Raw genomic sequence first — 15,331 nt, 5'->3', positions numbered from 1 at the left:
TTGACTTGTAGACGCAGGAGCAAGGATACTTCCTTGATGTGGGACAGGTGAGACCCCGTCAGCGCGTAGCGATAGGGAGGCTCACCGCACGCCCCGCGGAAAGCGAGTACCCTGGAGCAGAATTCAACATCCTTCAATAATAGACGTTTAAAAATTCAAAATAAAAGAACTTCTTCTATCAAGCGCTTTCAACTGCATGGATAGGTTTAAAAGGACATAAAAAAGGAGTAACCTAATAGGGAATGTAAATTGCAGAGTCAGAAACTGATTTATTAGGAGGCTATTTTTCTCATGAGCGATCTTTTTATAGATTTAAAAAACAAAGTACAAGCAGCGAATCCGGTTATCGTTTTTCCTGAAGGTACGGATGAAAGAATTCTAGAAGCAACAAGCCGTCTAGCTTCTGAAAAAGTTTTGCAGCCTATTTTAGTAGGAGACCAATCCGAAGTTTCAGCAAAAGCAGAAGCTGGTGGATTTTCACTTGATGGAGTAGAAGTTCTTAACCCATCTGAATATCCAGAGTTTGATGCATTAGTTGATGCATTGGTAGAACGCCGTAAAGGGAAAACAACAGAAGAGCAGGCACGCAAGATTTTAATGGATGAAAACTATTTTGGCACGATGCTCGTATACACTGGAAAGGCTCAAGGGCTTGTAAGTGGAGCGGCTCATTCAACTGCTGACACGGTTCGCCCGGCTCTTCAAATTATTAAGACAAAAGAAGGCGTTAAAAAAACGTCAGGTGCATTTATCATGGTGCGCGGCGACGAGAAGTACGTATTCGCTGACTGCGCGATCAACATTGCACCTTCCAGCCAGGACTTGGCTGAATCTGCGGTAGTTTCTGCTGAAACGGCTCGCGTTTTCGGTATTGATCCGAAAGTCGCTTTGCTTTCTTTTTCAACAAAAGGATCTGCTGTTTCGCCTGAGACTGAAAAAGTAGTGGAAGCACTCGAAATTCTTAAAGGGATGGACCCGAACTTTATGTATGACGGGGAGCTTCAGTTCGACGCAGCATTCGTACCGTCTGTTGCAACGAAAAAAGCGCCGAATTCACCGCTAAAAGGGGAAGCGAACGTATTTATCTTCCCAAGCCTTGAAACAGGGAACATCGGCTACAAGATGGTTCAGCGTTTAGGCGGATTTGAAGCAATCGGACCGATCTTGCAGGGGTTGAACATGCCTGTTAACGATCTTTCACGCGGCTGTAATGCAGAAGACGTTTATAAATTAGCATTGATTACAGCGATGCAGTCATTAGACGTAAAATAATTAGGAAAGCCAGCTCAGTGAGCTGGCTTTTTCTTATGGAAAACAGGATTTTTTCTGCAAATTCTTTGTGAAAAAAACAAATGAATGGGCGACCGAACAAAAATTGCACGTAACCGAACAAAAAACAACGCTAACCGAACAAAAAGGTGGCCCGACCGAACAATTTTTCTTCTCTACCGTACAAAAAATGTTGGTGTTCTCCTGAAAAAGACACTGCCACTTAAAGTGACAGTGCCTTCTCATTTCGATCCCACATTCTCTGTATATTTCCTGGAAGCAGCTCGCTTTCTTCCAATGATAGCTGGCCGCTGAAAAAGAGCTCGCTGTTTTTGTGCAGCACATTTAATAGACGGGCGTGGATTTCTGCTACCGTGAGCGGACGGTCTAGCAACTCCGCCAAACTCGCCATAACATCAGGCTTGATCTCAGGGTATTGAAACTTGGTCGTTTCGCCTCTTAAGCCCCGCTTGTAAAACTCGCCGATTAGCGCCGCACGCTCTGAACCGCTGCCATCCACACACAAGTAGATCTGCACCGCAACACCGCCGCGCATGCGCCGCTGAGAGATTCCTGCGAATTTTTTCCCGCCGATGCTTAAATCATAGCTTCCCGGGCAATAAGAGCCGACGATCTCATAGGCTTCAAATGACGTTCCATAAGGTTCAAGGAGCTGCTCCACTAATGCTGTCATCGTGTCATAGCCTTGGTTGATGTCGATTGTCCTTTCTTTTTCAGGGAGAATGAGTGAGATGTTCAATACACCTTCATCCAGTACAACAGCAAGACCGCCGGAATTCCGTACGATCACCCGATAGCCGCGTGCCTCCAAATAATCGATCCCGTCCTTTAGATAAGGAAGCCGTGTATCCTGAATGCCGAGGACGATCGTATTGTGATGGACCCATGTGCGTGCCGTGGCGGGCGAGTCTCCGCTTCCGATTGATGTGCATAGGGTATCGTCGGTTGCAAAAGACTGTCTTGCATCAAATCCCGGTCCGAGCGTAGACTGATCGATCAGCCGCCATGTTGGCTGCTCTAACAGATGATTCGTCATTACAGTTTCTCCGTAACGATAATGAATGATTTTGGAATGCCGCGGTCCAGTTCGTCTGGGTGTGGTTCTTCCACGAGCTGTTTGATCCAAAGGCCCTTGCTTCCGATTGCCGTAACGATCTCTCCAAGCGTCCATTGGCGGATTTGAACCTGAAAAGGAGCCCGTTCTTCAGAAGTTGCATATTGCAGTTCAGGCAGGAACTTGGAGTAAGCGACATCCATCGTTACAAGCTCTTCGCTAAAATAATCACCTGTGACTTTATGTTTTCTTACAGCCTGGCTTTTGCCTTGTGATTCTATCAGTTTTGTAGAAACGGGATGGAAGTCTTGCAGAATCAGTTTTCCGCCCGGCTTTAATAGACCTGCGACTACTTCAAAATAAGCGTTCAAGTCGGTGAAGTAATGCAGAATGCCGTTTTCCATGAAGGCCATATCATAATCACCTGTCAGTTCTGATGCAGGCAGGTTTAAAATATCTTCAACAACATAGCGGATGTTTACGTCAGCGGCTTCAGCCAGTTCACGTGCGTATGCAGCGTTTGATTCTGAAATATCGATAACTGTAGCATCAGCTCCAAGCAAAGACAAAGCGACTGCTTTACTGCCGTGTGATCCTAAAAGGTTAACGATCTTTTTGCCAGACACATCCCCAACATATTGGTCGAGTGGCTGAAGACGCCTTTTTGGATCCTTTAAAATGCGGGACACCGCTTTTTCAGGCGCGCCAAAACGGTTGACCCAAGCCTGATATGAAGAGTTGCTCCATGCCTGTCCATTTTTTAATCTTCGTTCTTGATCCATGTATTGTTCCTCCTGCAATATATATAAAAGTTGAGTATGCTACTCTGTTAAGTTGATTGGAGCGTAAGGTGTGAGACTCCAGCGGGATGAGTGGGACAGGTGAGACTCCTGAAGGCGCAGAGCGCTAGGAGGCTCACCTCACACCCCTCGGAAAGCGAACATCCTGAAGCGTAAATCAACGTTAATCCACATAAAACTATCATTTCCGTTATAAGCTTTATCTAGTATAACTCATATTGAAAGGGGAAGAAAATGGTGGATTTATGGCACCTTTTGCCGATATAAATGAGAGACATATAGAAAAAAATAGTGGTTGTTTTGAAAGTTAATAACACGATACAATAGGGTATATTCTATTAAATCAATCACAGATTCCTTTCAGAAAATACCTTCTCAACATGATTATTGAGGAAGGGATTTTTCTTTTTTAAGAGAACTCTTACCTATAAATGCTGATAGAAGGAGCAGGAAAAAATTCAATGGCGAAACCATTAGGAAAGCTGCACGAAGAGAAAGTATTTAAAGACCCTGTTCACCGCTATATTCACGTTCGGGATGAACTGATCTGGCGGCTGATCGGTACGCGCGAGTTTCAAAGACTGCGAAGAATCAGGCAGCTGGGGACGACATATTTAACGTTTCATGGAGCTGAACATAGCCGTTTTAGTCATTCTCTTGGTGTTTACGAGATTACAAGGCGAATCATAGATATTTTTCAAGAAAAACAAACGTGGGATCCAGAGCAGCGTCTTCTCGTTCTATCCGCAGCGCTTTTACATGATGTGGGACACGGTCCGTTCTCTCACTCCTTTGAAAAAGTGTTCGGGGTGGACCATGAGGAGTTCAGCCGGGACATCATTTTAGGTGATACAGAAGTGAATAGCGTACTTTTACAAATGGGAGAAGATTTCCCGAAGCAGGTTGCAGAAGTGATTGCGAAAACACATCCTGACAAGCTGATAGTAAGTCTGATTTCCAGTCAGATTGATGCGGACAGAATGGATTACTTGCTGCGTGATGCGTACTTTACTGGGGTCAGCTACGGAAATTTCGATATCGAACGAATTCTTCGCGTGATGCGGCCTACAGAGGATGGCGTTGTCATTAAATCCAGCGGCATGCATGCGGTAGAGGACTATATTATGAGCCGGTATCAGATGTACTGGCAGGTTTATTTTCATCCTGTTACGCGCAGTGCGGAAGTGATTTTAAGTAAAATTCTTCATCGGGCGAAGGAGCTTTACGAAACAGGGTATACATTTAAAAGAGAGCTTTCTCATTTTAAGACACTTTTTGAAGGCAGCGTGTCTTTAGAGGATTATATATCACTCGACGAGGGTGTCATTCATTATTATTTTCAAGGCTGGATGGATGAAGAGGATCCGATTTTAAGTGATCTTTGCATCCGTTTTATCGACAGAAAATTATTTAAGTATACTGAAATGGTGTCATTTACAGACGGCCATTTATTGTCTGCCTATTTTCAGGAAGCGGGTATCAATCCGAAATACTATCTTGTCGTCGATTCATCTTCTGATCTTCCGTACGATTTTTATCGTCCTGGTGAAAAAGAAGAGCGGCTGCCGATTAATCTGCTGAAACCAAACGGAGAGATTCGGGAGCTGTCAAGAGAATCAGATGTGGTTGAAGCCATATCAGGAAAGCGCCGCACCGATCATAAGCTATATTTTCCGATGGATCTGATCGAGGGCATTAAGGATGAATCATTGAAAACGAAGATAAAAGAAATTTTACATAAATAGAACGAAAAAGGATGTTAGGGGGAACGTACTGTGTTTGAGGATCATTTAAAAGTTGTCACTCTGATTCAGGAAGCCGGGGAAGTGATTGGCCGAAAAAAGCTTCAAAAAATGGTATACATTGCGAAAAAGTTAAACTTTCCTTTTCAAGAAAAGTACCAGTTTCATTTTTATGGACCGTATTCTGAAGAACTGACACTGAAGATTGAGGAACTTTGCAACATGGGTTACATACATGAAGTGAAGGAAAAGGTTAGCGGCTACTCTCAATACCGATATGCTGTAAACGAAGAAGGACAGAAGCTACTCTCTACTTACGGAGCTGAGATCGAATTGCTGGGTGATTGCGTCCGATCTATGAATGAACAATCGTCCCGTTTCTTGGAGCTCGTATCAACGATCATGTATTTTGATAAGTTTGATGCAGATGAGATCAAGGAGAAGGTTCAAACGGTTAAAGCGAAGCAGAAGTATACGGAAGAAGAAATGGATGAAGCTTTTGCTTATATTTCAAATTTAAAAAATCGAGTACAATAGAAATAAACCTGTTTAAGGGCTGTTTTAGCCTAAGGACAGGTTTTTTATTTACCATTTAAACTGAAGAGGGTGACCGTGATGATACAACCCATAGAAATAGATAAAACCGATAAATAAAGAGAACGGAATGATAAACCCAAGGAGAGTAGTTACAAAACCTAAGAAAATACTTTTTTCATATAAACGAGTGCCGTAATAACCGATTCCAAGGGCTAAGGACATCAAAAATAAAATAGTTGAAACAAGCAACATATTCATGCTAGCACCCCTTTGTTAACAGCTTATCCACCTCTTTAATACTGTAAACGACAGTTTATATGAAACTTTTTAATTCTGATGGCGACTAATAGGAAAAAGGAGGGCTTAGTGATGAAAAACATGAAGCTTATTTTTATGGCATGCCTGCTCGTTCTCCTTGCCGCTTGCGGCAGTAAGCCAGCACCTGAAGAGGACAAAAAGAGCGGGGCACCTCAGGCAGAAAATGATATGCCTAGAGAAGAAGCTGGTGTGAAGGCAGAAGTTAATCTTGAAGATGGCAGTGAAGAAGCAAAATTAACGTTGAAAAACAATTCGGATAAAGAAGTCGGAACAGGAGTAGCTTTTACTCTTGAAAAGTGGGAAGACGGTAAATGGGACAAGGTAAATACAGATCAAATGTTCACCGAGCAGATGATCATGGTGAAAGCAGGCGAAAACTACGAACAGCCCATTGAGCTAAAGGATCATGAAGCAGGAACCTACCGAGTGTCGAAAGCCTTTTTTGCAGAAGAAGAGAAGCATGAGGTAGCAGTAGTGTTTGAGAAGAAATAAAAAAAGACCGGATTCAGCTCTAGCAGATAAGAGCTGATACCGGTCTTTTGAAATTTAGTGAGGTAAAAAGGCAAGCTGATAGAAAAATAATACAGCAAACAAATAAACTAAGAATGGAACTTCTTTATATTTGCCTTTAACGATTTTTAATATTGGGTAAGAAATAAATCCAAGTGCGATTCCTGTCGCGATACTTGAAGTTAGCGGCATCGTTAAGATGATTAGGAATGCCGGGAATGCTTCGTCAAGCTCGTTCCAGTTGATCTTGCTAAGTGAACCGAGCATCAAGCTTCCAACGATGATTAATGTTGGAGCTGTGATGGCTGCTAGACCTGAGATTGCACTTACTAGCGGTGCGAAGAATGCAGCAGCGATAAATAGTATGGCAACGACTACGGATGTTAGACCTGAACGTCCGCCTGCAGCAACACCTGATGAAGACTCAATGTAAGCACTTGTTGGGCTTGTACCAAAAGCTGCACCGACAGTTGTGGCTACTGAATCTGCTAGAAGCGCCTGGCGCGCACGAGGCATTTTGTTGCCTTTCATCAAACCGGCTTGCTCTGCAACACCAACCATCGTTCCGGTTGTATCAAAGATTGTTACGAGCAAGAAAGAAAATACGACAGCATATAATCCGTATTGAAACACATCTCCGAATGCTGTGATTGGATCACCGAAAATGAATAGTTCCTTTGGTAAGTTTGGTGCTGCTACAAATCCATCAAATTTTAGCTGTTCTGTGAAGTAAGCAATAGCACCAGTGATGATCATTCCAAAGAACAATGCACCGTTCACATTAAGAGCCATTAAAATAAGTGTGATCGCAAGTCCGCCGAGTGCGAGCAATACTGTAGGCGAATGCAAGTTGCCAAGCCCAACTAAGTTTTCAGGGTGTGCAACGATAATTCCTGTTAAACGCATACCGATAAAAGCGATGAAAAGTCCGATACCAGCTGTAATTCCATGCTTTAAGTTTGCTGGAATCGACTCGATTAATTTTTCACGAAACGGAGTCAGCGATAAAATAACAAATAGGATACCCGCTACAAAAACAGCTCCGAATGCGATGCGATAATCGATATTTGTATTGTTTCCTACTACTGAGAATGCAAAATACGCATTTAATCCCATCCCTGGTGCAATGGCAATCGGGTAGTTAGCGAGCAATGCCATCCATAAAGTTCCGACAACTGTGGCAATGATCGTTGCAATAAAGACTGTATCAAAAGGAACACCAGCTGAGTGCAGAATAATCGGGTTAACAATAACGATATAGACCATTGTTAAAAAGGTGGTTATACCCGCCATAATTTCAGTTTTTACTGTTGTACCAAGTTCTTTTAGCTTAAAAAACGATGAAAGCATAAGTTTGAACCTCCAAAATACGAACGATTTATAATTACATGTTATATAATATTCGTTTTTAGGTAATTATTCAACCTATTTGTAATAAGTTTCTTTCTAAGAGTTTTTGTTCTTTTTTGTGATACAATACGTGTTAACAATGAATGTTTAGAGGAGCTGGAAGCATGAAAGATTTTTTCAATTCCAATAACGCCAAAGACGGCGATAAAAAGAAAAAAGGTATGGGATTCACCATTATTTCAGGTGACTCGACTGACGGTCATGGCGGATACGGTGTAGGAAGCTTAACGCTGGATCACGTTACGCCTGTAATTGTAGATGTGGAAGACGCTGTAGCGTATATCGATATGGGCGCTATGCACGCTCGAAGCGATGTTGAAAAACGCATTAAGTTCACTCCGAATCGCGAAGATACGCCAAACCCAAGATTGTATTGGCTTGTTTGGGTGACAATCAACCGCGGTCCAGAGGGGCCCTATTATTTCGGCTTAACAGCTTGTGAGATGCAAGTAGATGTTGAAGCACGAAGAGGTTATAAGAGTTTGCCTGAACACGTGAATCGCATGGATAAATCCATGAAAGGTAAAGTCATCGTTGAGGATATGGATGTGAACGCTCGCCGAGTACTCGGAAATTTCTTAAAAGAGCATGATGAAGGGATGTTCAATCGTTCTGGAGATGAAATCAAGTCTTTAGTGGAATAAAAATGGCAAAGTTATGAACCTTTTTTGAACATTTTTTAAAAAACTTGTGACAAGAAAGCACTTCCATTAAACTAATAGGTAGCATTGTACACACAATGTTTCTAGGACAATAAAGTGCCCGGAACCCTCGTATAGGTTTCGGGCATTTTATTTTGATCATTTTTAGGGTGAAGGAGCAAACAAGATGGGCGCTCGTGTCGGAAATTGCCGACGAGTGTCGACTCGTGGATAAAGGGTCAAAACTCGTGGATTCACAGCCTGAATTTCTGGATTGAAGGCTGAAACTTTTGGATTCACATCCAAAACTTTTTGATTTAAATCGAAACGAAGATTCGGGTCACTCTGAACCGATTAGTGCAGCAAAAAACCCTGTCAGCAACCCAGCTGACAGGGGTCCAACACCTCACCAAGAAAAAATCCGCTTGAAAAAGCCTTTTTTCTCTTCCTTTTTCTCCAGTTTTTCTTTTATTTCGTTAGAAACGCCGTGCTCATCACAAAATTCTACGGGCTCTGTTCCTTTTTCATAATAAGAGATGCGCGTGACCGGGCAGCTTTCTGTAGCGAGCATTCCGTTTTGCGGGTTGATCGTTACCGCGGTTACACCTTCTGGCTGCTCAAAGGACAAAATCTGTTTGTTTTTCAATGCGCCTTCCATAAAATACGCCCAGATCCGCTTCGAATATCCTGTATCGTTCACATCGTGCAGCTCTTCGTTATTATCGTATCCGACCCAAACACCGGTTACGAGTTGTGGTGCATACCCGACCATCCAGCTGTCGTTTGGTGTGGAGCCAGACTTTCCAGCCATCGGCCGCGTCAGATAATGATTGATGCTTGATCCGGTTACACTCGTATAATCATTCAGTTTTTCATCAAACGTTCCTGCTAAAAGGTCTGTCATGACAAATGCTTTGTTTTCATCAATGACTTGTTCACTCTCATATTCATGCTGATAGAGCACTTCACCTTTTGAATCGGTAATTTTCGTAATAAAAACAGGGTCCGTTTTCTTTCCGCCATTTGCAAAAACGCCATATGCATTCGTGAGTTCTAAAACTCCGACTGCTTTTGAGCCGAGTGCCAGAGAAGGAATGCTGGCCAGTTCGCTATTAATGCCGAATTTTTTAGCTGTTTTCACAAGTTTATCCGGTCCTAAATAAAGGTTTGTTTTTACCGCATATACGTTGTCGGAAAGAGCGAGTGCTTGTGCCATCGTTATAAAGTCGTTTGCGTAGCGGTTCTTAAAATTCTTAGGCTTGTAATTCGTCACTCCGTCTGCCATAGCAAATGTTGTTGGTTCAGACTTGATAGGAGTTGAAGCTGTATACCCATGCTCGAGTGCTGTGTAATAAAGGAACGGCTTAAAGGTTGAGCCTGGAGCTCTTCTAGCCTGGAGAGCGCGGTTGAACGAACTTTTTTCAAAATCACGCCCGCCAACTAATGCTTTCACATCACCGCTGCGCGGATCCATCGCTACAAGCGCAGTCTGTATATCGCTGTTATCAATAATCCGGTTTTCAATTGTGTGCTCTGCGACCTCTTGCATGTGAGGATCAAGTGTTGTGTAGATGCGCAGACCGCCAAACTGAATGGAATTTGTATTGATGTTGAGTTCCTTTTTCAGCGTACGCATAACAGCATCCTGAAAATAGGGTGCGACTGTTGTGATTTCTTCGTCCTCTTCCTGAACATAAGTTAACATTTCAGAAACGGCGTCCTTTATCTTTCCTTTTTTAATAGAACCGTCCTCGGCCATACTCGAAAGGATGATTTCCTGTCTCTTTTTTGCGTTTTCCTCATGAAGAATTGGAGAATAGTAGCTCGGACCTTTCGGAATGCCTGCAAGCATGCTTGATTCTGCGAGCGTCAAATCTTCAGCATTCTTCCCAAAATAGTACCTTGAAGCGGACTGGATTCCGTATGAACCGTGTCCGTAGTAGATCGTGTTCAAATAACCTTCTAAAATCTCATCCTTTGAATAACTCATTTCGAGACGCAGAGTATAAAAAGCTTCCTGAAATTTTCTGCGCCATGTTTTTTCATGCGTTAAGAAGAGGTTGCGGGCATATTGCTGTGTGATCGTGCTTGCTCCTTGTACTTTAGAGCCTGCTTTGATATCAGCTAGCAGAGCCCCTGCAATTCTCTTAAAATCAAACCCATTATGTTTATAGAAGCTTTTATCCTCAATAGAAATAGTTGCTTTTATTATATCTTTATCAATTTTTTTGAGAGGCAGCCAGTATCGGTTCTGTCCTCCGTTGTTGATCTCGCCCATCTTAGAACCGTCCGCTGCGTACATGATGGTCGTTTGCGGTACTAAAAGGGCAGGCGGACCCATGAGTTTGGCAAGCAGCAGAAGTCCTATAAATGACAGAACAAGACTTCCTGAGGCAATAAGTCCCCATTTTTTGATCCAGCGTATCTTTTGCTGTTTCGTAGCTTCTTTATAAATCTGCCAAAACTTCATAGTCCGCCCTCCTTGAAATCCACTTTTTCTTATCTAGTATGGTGAAAAAAAGCTTCTCTTAAACGTAAGAAAAAATGAAATGCTATAATGGCAGAAGATGAAGGAGGTACGGAAAATGCTGATACAAAACATTCGTTATATGACGGTGGCTGAAGATGGCAAATGGACCGTTAATTCTGGTGATATCCTTATAAAAGAAAACAAGATTGAGAATATAGGAAACTTTACATATGAAGAATCTATCGAAAAAGTAGACGGAAAAGGCATGCTCGCCTTGCCGGGGCTAGTAAACGGGCATCAGCATACGCCGATGTCATTGTTGCGCTGCTACAGTGATGATGTGCCGCTTATGACATGGCTGAACGAAAAAATGCTGCCTCTTGAAATGAAGATGAACGACGAAGACCGATACTGGGGAGCTCTTTTATCCATGGCAGAGATGATCAAGAGCGGAACGACTGCCTATGCAGACATGTATATCGGAATGGATCATGTAGCTGAAGCGGCTGTGGAATCTGGAATCCGGGCAGTCATTGCACGCGGGCTTATCGCGATGGATGATAATTATGAAGGGCGTTTGCGGGAAGCTTCTGAAGTCGTTGACCGTTGGCACGGGAAAGGCAATGGCAGAGTGACAACGATGATCGCTCCCCATTCTCCGTATATGTGTCCTCCAGACTTTTTGAAAGGAGCAGTTGGTCTTTCTAAAGAGAAAGACGTGCCTCTGCATATTCATCTTGCTGAGACGAAAGATGAAGAGCATATGATTTTAGAAAAATACCAAATGAGACCTGTTCAATATTTGCAGCAAGCAGGTGTTTTCGAACGGCCGGTTCTGCTTGCGCACGGTGTTCATTTTAATGATGAAGACTATAAAATTCTAGAGTCCGTTCAGGGCGGTATTATTCACAATCCGGTCAGTAATGCAAAACTGGGATGCGGCATTAGTGATGTAAAAAAACTGCTTGAAACGGGGATTAAAGTTGGTCTTGGAACAGACGGGCCGGCTAGCGCAAGTTCGCTTGATCTGTTTTTTGAAATGAAGGCTGCGAGCTGGTTTCAAAAACTGAAGTACGAGGATGCTGCTATATTGAGCGCCCATGATGTACTAACGATGGCGACACAAAACGGAGCAGATATTTTAGGGATAGGCGAGGAAACGGGATCATTAACAATTGGAAAAAAAGCTGACCTAATCATGATGGATATGAACAAACTGCATCTAACGCCTGGTCATGAAACAGCAAATCTGCTCGTGTATGCAGCGACTGGACAAGATGTTGACACGGTGATCATCGATGGGGAAATCGTGATGCGTGGCCGCGAGCTTAAAACAATAGACGAAGAAAAAGTGATGGCAAACGCGAAAGAGCGGACGAAGCAGCTGTTGGGACGGCTTTAATGGAATGAAAACAGGAAAATAATTATGTTTCTCCTGTTTTTTTATTTTTGAATAGAGAAGGCATACATTAGTAGTCGTTTGTCGAAAATTGCATAAATCTACTTTTACCGTTGATAAAAAATAATTTACCGTGAATTTAATTAGGATTACCGTTCATAAATATCTGGTTACCGTGGATAAAAATTGCATGTCTGTTTGAATTGAACAATATTCGAATTTTGCCCCTTCCATATGGACATCTTAACGCCATCTACTTGCGGATTTCTGATCAATAACCGAAAAAACAGCCATCAACGGTTAAACCGCTGCGGCTGCTTTTTTCATACATACATTATGAAACTCTCTGTTCTTCTTTATCAGGTGACTTTTCCCATGCTTCCAGATCTCCAATTTCAGGGATGCTGTCTGCATAAAAGACTGGGTCTTTTCCTCGTTTTCGCTGTTCGAGATAATGACGTAATACTCTAAATACACGTTTCGACATTTTTCGATAATTTTTGACGTTTTTGTGAATGGTAATTTATACAAGCTTGCGAGCTAGAGAGGACGGCAGCATTACTATAGTTAGCTGGGTACTAGGTATATTTCAAAAGAGTTTCTTTTTGAAAAGATTGTTTTCTGGGAATCGTTATTTTATAAACTTCGGTGACAAGTTGATTGGAGGGGAAGGGGCGAGACTCCTGGGGGATTAGTGGGACAGGTGAGACTCCTAACGGCGCAAAGCGCAGAAAAGGCTCACCGCACACCCCCCCCGGAAAGCGAGCCCCAGGAGCGGAAATCAACTCCTTCAAATAGTTACATCAGGGGAAACAAAAAAATCGCCCGTGCAAAATACACGGACGGTTGGCGCGCCAGAAGGGACACACGAGCCGGAAAAGCGAGACCGGGTCTTCTAAACGAAAACCCGGGTGCCTTTACACGTGTGACAGAGGCCTATTTATTTTTAGACGTAAGGACAGTAACGATAAGCGAGCTAAAAGCGACCGCAAACATCAACGCCTCAAAGATCGTCAGAGGCATCACCCCCCTTAACTGTAAGCTGCAAATACAGCGAGATGTCCAGCTTCAGTTTAAAAAAAGGGAATGCGCCGGCCGTCTGTCCTTCTGAACGCTATCTTCATTATACCACTTAATGGCAGGTAAAAAGTCAGCCGAAAGAAACAGGGTGAATGTACTATTTTTAGTTGGAGCAGAATAGGGAATCATTGAGTGTGGGCTTGTAATTAAATGACTTAATTTCTCGGTGTTCATTTCTCTAAAAAAATGATTTGGAATCTTAGGTCCTGGAATGCTATAATCATTTTGTTTGTAAAAGAACGAAACAACGATGCCTGGCATTTCAAATATATATTAGGAGTGAGACTAACATGAGTATTTGGTTTACTGAAAAACAAACAGAAAACTTCGGAATTACGATGAAGATTAACAAAACATACGTATCTGAACAAACAGAATTTCAAAAGCTTGATATGGTAGAAACAGAAGAATTCGGAAACATGCTGATCCTTGATGGCATGGTCATGACAACACAAAAAGATGAGTTCGTTTACCACGAGATGGTAGCGCACGTACCTCTTTTCACGCATCCAAACCCTAAGCACGTTTTAGTAGTTGGCGGCGGAGACGGTGGAGTAATCCGTGAAGTTCTTAAGCACCCATCTGTTGAAAAAGCAGTGCTTGTTGAGATCGATGGAAAAGTAATCGAGTATTCTAAAAAGTACTTGCCTGAAATCGCTGGTGATTTAGAGAACCCGCGTGTGGAAGTGAAAGTGGATGATGGCTTCATGCACATCGCAACAAGCGAAAACGAGTATGACGTGATCATGGTTGACTCAACTGAGCCTGTTGGACCTGCTGCTAAGCTTTTTGAAAAAGGATTCTATGAAGGAATCTCTAAAGCACTTAAAGAAGACGGAATCTTTGTTGCGCAAACAGACAACCCTTGGTTCACACCTGAGTTGATCTCTCAAGTTTTCAGCGATGTTAGCGAAATCTTCCCGATCACTCGTCTTTACACAGCAAATATCCCAACTTACCCAAGCGGACTTTGGACGTTCACGATCGGTTCAAAGAAACACGATCCGTTAGAAGTACCAGCTGAGCGTTTCCACGATATCGAAACAAAATATTGGACACCACAGCTTCACACTGCTGCATTTGCATTGCCGAAGTTCGTAAGTGACCTATTGAAATAAAAATTGAGGGGAGCTTGATTGCGAGCTCCCCGTATTTTACATATAAGGAGTGTAAAACTTATGCGTTTTGATGAAGCTTATTCTGGAAATGTGTTTATTTTAAGCAAACCTGATTATAAAACAGCAGATGCTGTACTTTACGGAATGCCGATGGATTGGACTGTTTCGTTCCGCCCTGGCAGCCGTTTTGGTCCTGCTAGAATCCGTGAGGCGTCACTTGGACTGGAAGAATACAGCCCCTACATGGACAAGCATCTTGAAGAAGTGAATTACTTTGATGCAGGAGATATTCCATTGCCTTTTGGAAATCCACAACGTTCACTCGATATGATTGAAGAGTACGTTTCTTCATTATTGGCTGATAACAAGTTCCCGCTTGGAATGGGTGGAGAACACCTTGTAACATGGCCAGTATTTAAAGCGTTAAAGCAAAAATATGAGGACTATGTGGTTATTCATATTGATGCACATGCTGACCTTCGCGAGCAATATGAAGGAGAAGTGTTGTCTCACTCAACGCCGATCCGCAAAGTTTGCGACCTAATCGGAGCAGAAAACGTGTATTCTTTCGGAATCCGTTCAGGCATGCGTGAAGAGTTCGAATTCGCTAAAACAAGCGGCATGCATATGTACAAATTTGATGTCGCAGAGCCTTTAAAAGAAGTGCTTCCGACATTAAATGGACGCAACGTTTATGTGACGATCGACATCGATGTGCTTGATCCATCTGCAGCACCTGGAACAGGAACAGCAGAAGCTGGCGGCATCACGTCTAAAGAACTTCTTGAAGCGATTCAGTTGATTGCAAAAGCAGATATCAATATTATCGGAGCTGATTTAGTAGAAGTAGCTCCAATCTATGACCCATCAGAACAAACACCAATCGCAGCAAGCAAATTCCTTCGTGAAATCTTGCTTGGCTGGGTGAAATAATAAGTTTTTTCTAAGGATGCAGTTCCATT

The 15,331-nt window shown here is 42.7% G+C and carries 14 protein-coding genes; 8 read left to right on the top strand and 6 right to left on the bottom strand.

What is annotated here, in order from left to right; translation table 11 throughout:
* Window positions 1-291: 291 nt before the first annotated feature.
* Window positions 292-1,272, top strand: a complete 981-nt coding sequence (gene pta, locus UN64_RS06280; RefSeq protein WP_077360740.1) for a phosphate acetyltransferase — start codon at window positions 292-294, stop codon at window positions 1,270-1,272.
* 220 nt (window positions 1,273-1,492) lie between these two features.
* Here the strand turns inward: pta and lipL are convergent, their stop codons facing one another.
* Together lipL and UN64_RS06270 are read right to left on the bottom strand one after the other, a co-directional pair.
* A complete protein-coding gene (gene lipL, locus UN64_RS06275) occupies window positions 1,493-2,326 on the bottom strand; it encodes an octanoyl-[GcvH]:protein N-octanoyltransferase (RefSeq protein ID WP_077360738.1) in 834 nt (277 codons plus the stop codon).
* Window positions 2,326-3,126: a class I SAM-dependent methyltransferase gene (locus UN64_RS06270; protein WP_077360736.1), complete on the bottom strand. Its 801-nt coding sequence runs from the start codon at window positions 3,124-3,126 to the stop codon at window positions 2,326-2,328. Before UN64_RS06270 ends, lipL begins: the two co-directional genes overlap by 1 nt.
* 479 nt (window positions 3,127-3,605) lie before the next feature.
* Between UN64_RS06270 and UN64_RS06265 the strand changes: the two genes are divergently transcribed.
* Together UN64_RS06265 and UN64_RS06260 are read left to right on the top strand one after the other, a co-directional pair.
* The gene (locus tag UN64_RS06265) at window positions 3,606-4,889 is read left to right on the top strand and encodes an HD domain-containing protein (RefSeq protein WP_077361179.1); all 1,284 of its coding nucleotides are present in this window, start codon (window positions 3,606-3,608) and stop codon (window positions 4,887-4,889) included.
* A gap of 30 nt (window positions 4,890-4,919) precedes the next feature.
* On the top strand, window positions 4,920-5,423 hold the full coding sequence (locus tag UN64_RS06260; RefSeq protein ID WP_077360734.1) for a YwgA family protein: 504 nt from the start codon (window positions 4,920-4,922) through the stop codon (window positions 5,421-5,423).
* 48 nt (window positions 5,424-5,471) lie between these two features.
* Here UN64_RS06260 and UN64_RS06255 read toward each other — a convergent pair whose 3' ends face one another.
* Window positions 5,472-5,681 carry a hypothetical protein gene (locus UN64_RS06255; RefSeq protein ID WP_077360732.1) on the bottom strand — a complete coding sequence of 70 codons (210 nt, stop codon included), beginning with the start codon at window positions 5,679-5,681 and terminating at the stop codon, window positions 5,472-5,474.
* A gap of 111 nt (window positions 5,682-5,792) precedes the next feature.
* On the opposite strand from UN64_RS06255, the gene UN64_RS06250 reads away from it, so the two are divergent.
* Window positions 5,793-6,233: an immunoglobulin-like domain-containing protein gene (locus UN64_RS06250; protein WP_077360730.1), complete on the top strand. Its 441-nt coding sequence runs from the start codon at window positions 5,793-5,795 to the stop codon at window positions 6,231-6,233.
* A gap of 54 nt (window positions 6,234-6,287) precedes the next feature.
* Here UN64_RS06250 and UN64_RS06245 read toward each other — a convergent pair whose 3' ends face one another.
* Window positions 6,288-7,601 (bottom strand): NCS2 family permease, encoded by a 1,314-nt coding sequence (locus UN64_RS06245; RefSeq protein ID WP_077360728.1) that lies wholly within the window; start codon window positions 7,599-7,601, stop codon window positions 6,288-6,290.
* A 164-nt stretch (window positions 7,602-7,765) separates the two neighbouring features.
* Between UN64_RS06245 and UN64_RS06240 the strand changes: the two genes are divergently transcribed.
* A complete protein-coding gene (locus UN64_RS06240; RefSeq protein ID WP_077360726.1) occupies window positions 7,766-8,305 on the top strand; it encodes a YwhD family protein in 540 nt (179 codons plus the stop codon).
* A gap of 403 nt (window positions 8,306-8,708) precedes the next feature.
* On the opposite strand, the gene UN64_RS06235 is transcribed toward UN64_RS06240, so the two are convergent.
* Complete coding sequence (locus tag UN64_RS06235; RefSeq protein ID WP_077360724.1) at window positions 8,709-10,772, bottom strand: transglycosylase domain-containing protein; 2,064 nt, start codon at window positions 10,770-10,772, stop codon at window positions 8,709-8,711.
* A 115-nt stretch (window positions 10,773-10,887) separates the two neighbouring features.
* Between UN64_RS06235 and UN64_RS06230 the strand changes: the two genes are divergently transcribed.
* Window positions 10,888-12,174, top strand: a complete 1,287-nt coding sequence (locus UN64_RS06230; RefSeq protein WP_077360722.1) for an amidohydrolase — start codon at window positions 10,888-10,890, stop codon at window positions 12,172-12,174.
* A gap of 331 nt (window positions 12,175-12,505) precedes the next feature.
* Here UN64_RS06230 and UN64_RS20795 read toward each other — a convergent pair whose 3' ends face one another.
* Window positions 12,506-12,658 (bottom strand): hypothetical protein, encoded by a 153-nt coding sequence (locus tag UN64_RS20795; protein WP_171978806.1) that lies wholly within the window; start codon window positions 12,656-12,658, stop codon window positions 12,506-12,508.
* Between the two features lie 883 nt (window positions 12,659-13,541).
* On the opposite strand from UN64_RS20795, the gene speE reads away from it, so the two are divergent.
* Both speE and speB read left to right on the top strand, forming a co-directional pair.
* Complete coding sequence (gene speE, locus UN64_RS06220; RefSeq protein WP_077360718.1) at window positions 13,542-14,369, top strand: polyamine aminopropyltransferase; 828 nt, start codon at window positions 13,542-13,544, stop codon at window positions 14,367-14,369.
* 60 nt (window positions 14,370-14,429) lie between these two features.
* A complete protein-coding gene (gene speB, locus UN64_RS06215) occupies window positions 14,430-15,302 on the top strand; it encodes an agmatinase (RefSeq protein ID WP_077360716.1) in 873 nt (290 codons plus the stop codon).
* The last annotated feature ends 29 nt before the right edge of the window (window positions 15,303-15,331 follow it).

It is taken from the genome of Fictibacillus arsenicus (assembly GCF_001999465.1).
Classification (GTDB): Bacteria; Bacillota; Bacilli; order Bacillales; family Fictibacillaceae; genus Fictibacillus; species Fictibacillus arsenicus.
Note: the sequence above shows the minus strand (reverse complement) of the source record. Positions and strands in the feature narration are given on the sequence as shown.

Bases quoted from the DNA above. Each gene is read 5' to 3' on its own strand.
- UN64_RS06230 (WP_077360722.1), top strand. From the start codon at position 10,888: ATGCTGATACAAAACATTCGTTATATGACGGTGGCTGAAGATGGCAAA.
- UN64_RS06250 (WP_077360730.1), top strand. From the start codon at position 5,793: ATGAAAAACATGAAGCTTATTTTTATGGCATGCCTGCTCGTTCTCCTT.
- UN64_RS06265 (WP_077361179.1), top strand. From the start codon at position 3,606: ATGGCGAAACCATTAGGAAAGCTGCACGAAGAGAAAGTATTTAAAGAC.
- UN64_RS06235 (WP_077360724.1), bottom strand. From the start codon at position 10,772: ATGAAGTTTTGGCAGATTTATAAAGAAGCTACGAAACAGCAAAAGATA.
- speB (WP_077360716.1), top strand. From the start codon at position 14,430: ATGCGTTTTGATGAAGCTTATTCTGGAAATGTGTTTATTTTAAGCAAA.
- UN64_RS06245 (WP_077360728.1), bottom strand. From the start codon at position 7,601: ATGCTTTCATCGTTTTTTAAGCTAAAAGAACTTGGTACAACAGTAAAA.
- speE (WP_077360718.1), top strand. From the start codon at position 13,542: ATGAGTATTTGGTTTACTGAAAAACAAACAGAAAACTTCGGAATTACG.
- UN64_RS20795 (WP_171978806.1), bottom strand. From the start codon at position 12,658: ATGTCGAAACGTGTATTTAGAGTATTACGTCATTATCTCGAACAGCGA.
- UN64_RS06270 (WP_077360736.1), bottom strand. From the start codon at position 3,126: ATGGATCAAGAACGAAGATTAAAAAATGGACAGGCATGGAGCAACTCT.
- pta (WP_077360740.1), top strand. From the start codon at position 292: ATGAGCGATCTTTTTATAGATTTAAAAAACAAAGTACAAGCAGCGAAT.
- lipL (WP_077360738.1), bottom strand. From the start codon at position 2,326: ATGACGAATCATCTGTTAGAGCAGCCAACATGGCGGCTGATCGATCAG.
- UN64_RS06240 (WP_077360726.1), top strand. From the start codon at position 7,766: ATGAAAGATTTTTTCAATTCCAATAACGCCAAAGACGGCGATAAAAAG.
- UN64_RS06255 (WP_077360732.1), bottom strand. From the start codon at position 5,681: ATGAATATGTTGCTTGTTTCAACTATTTTATTTTTGATGTCCTTAGCC.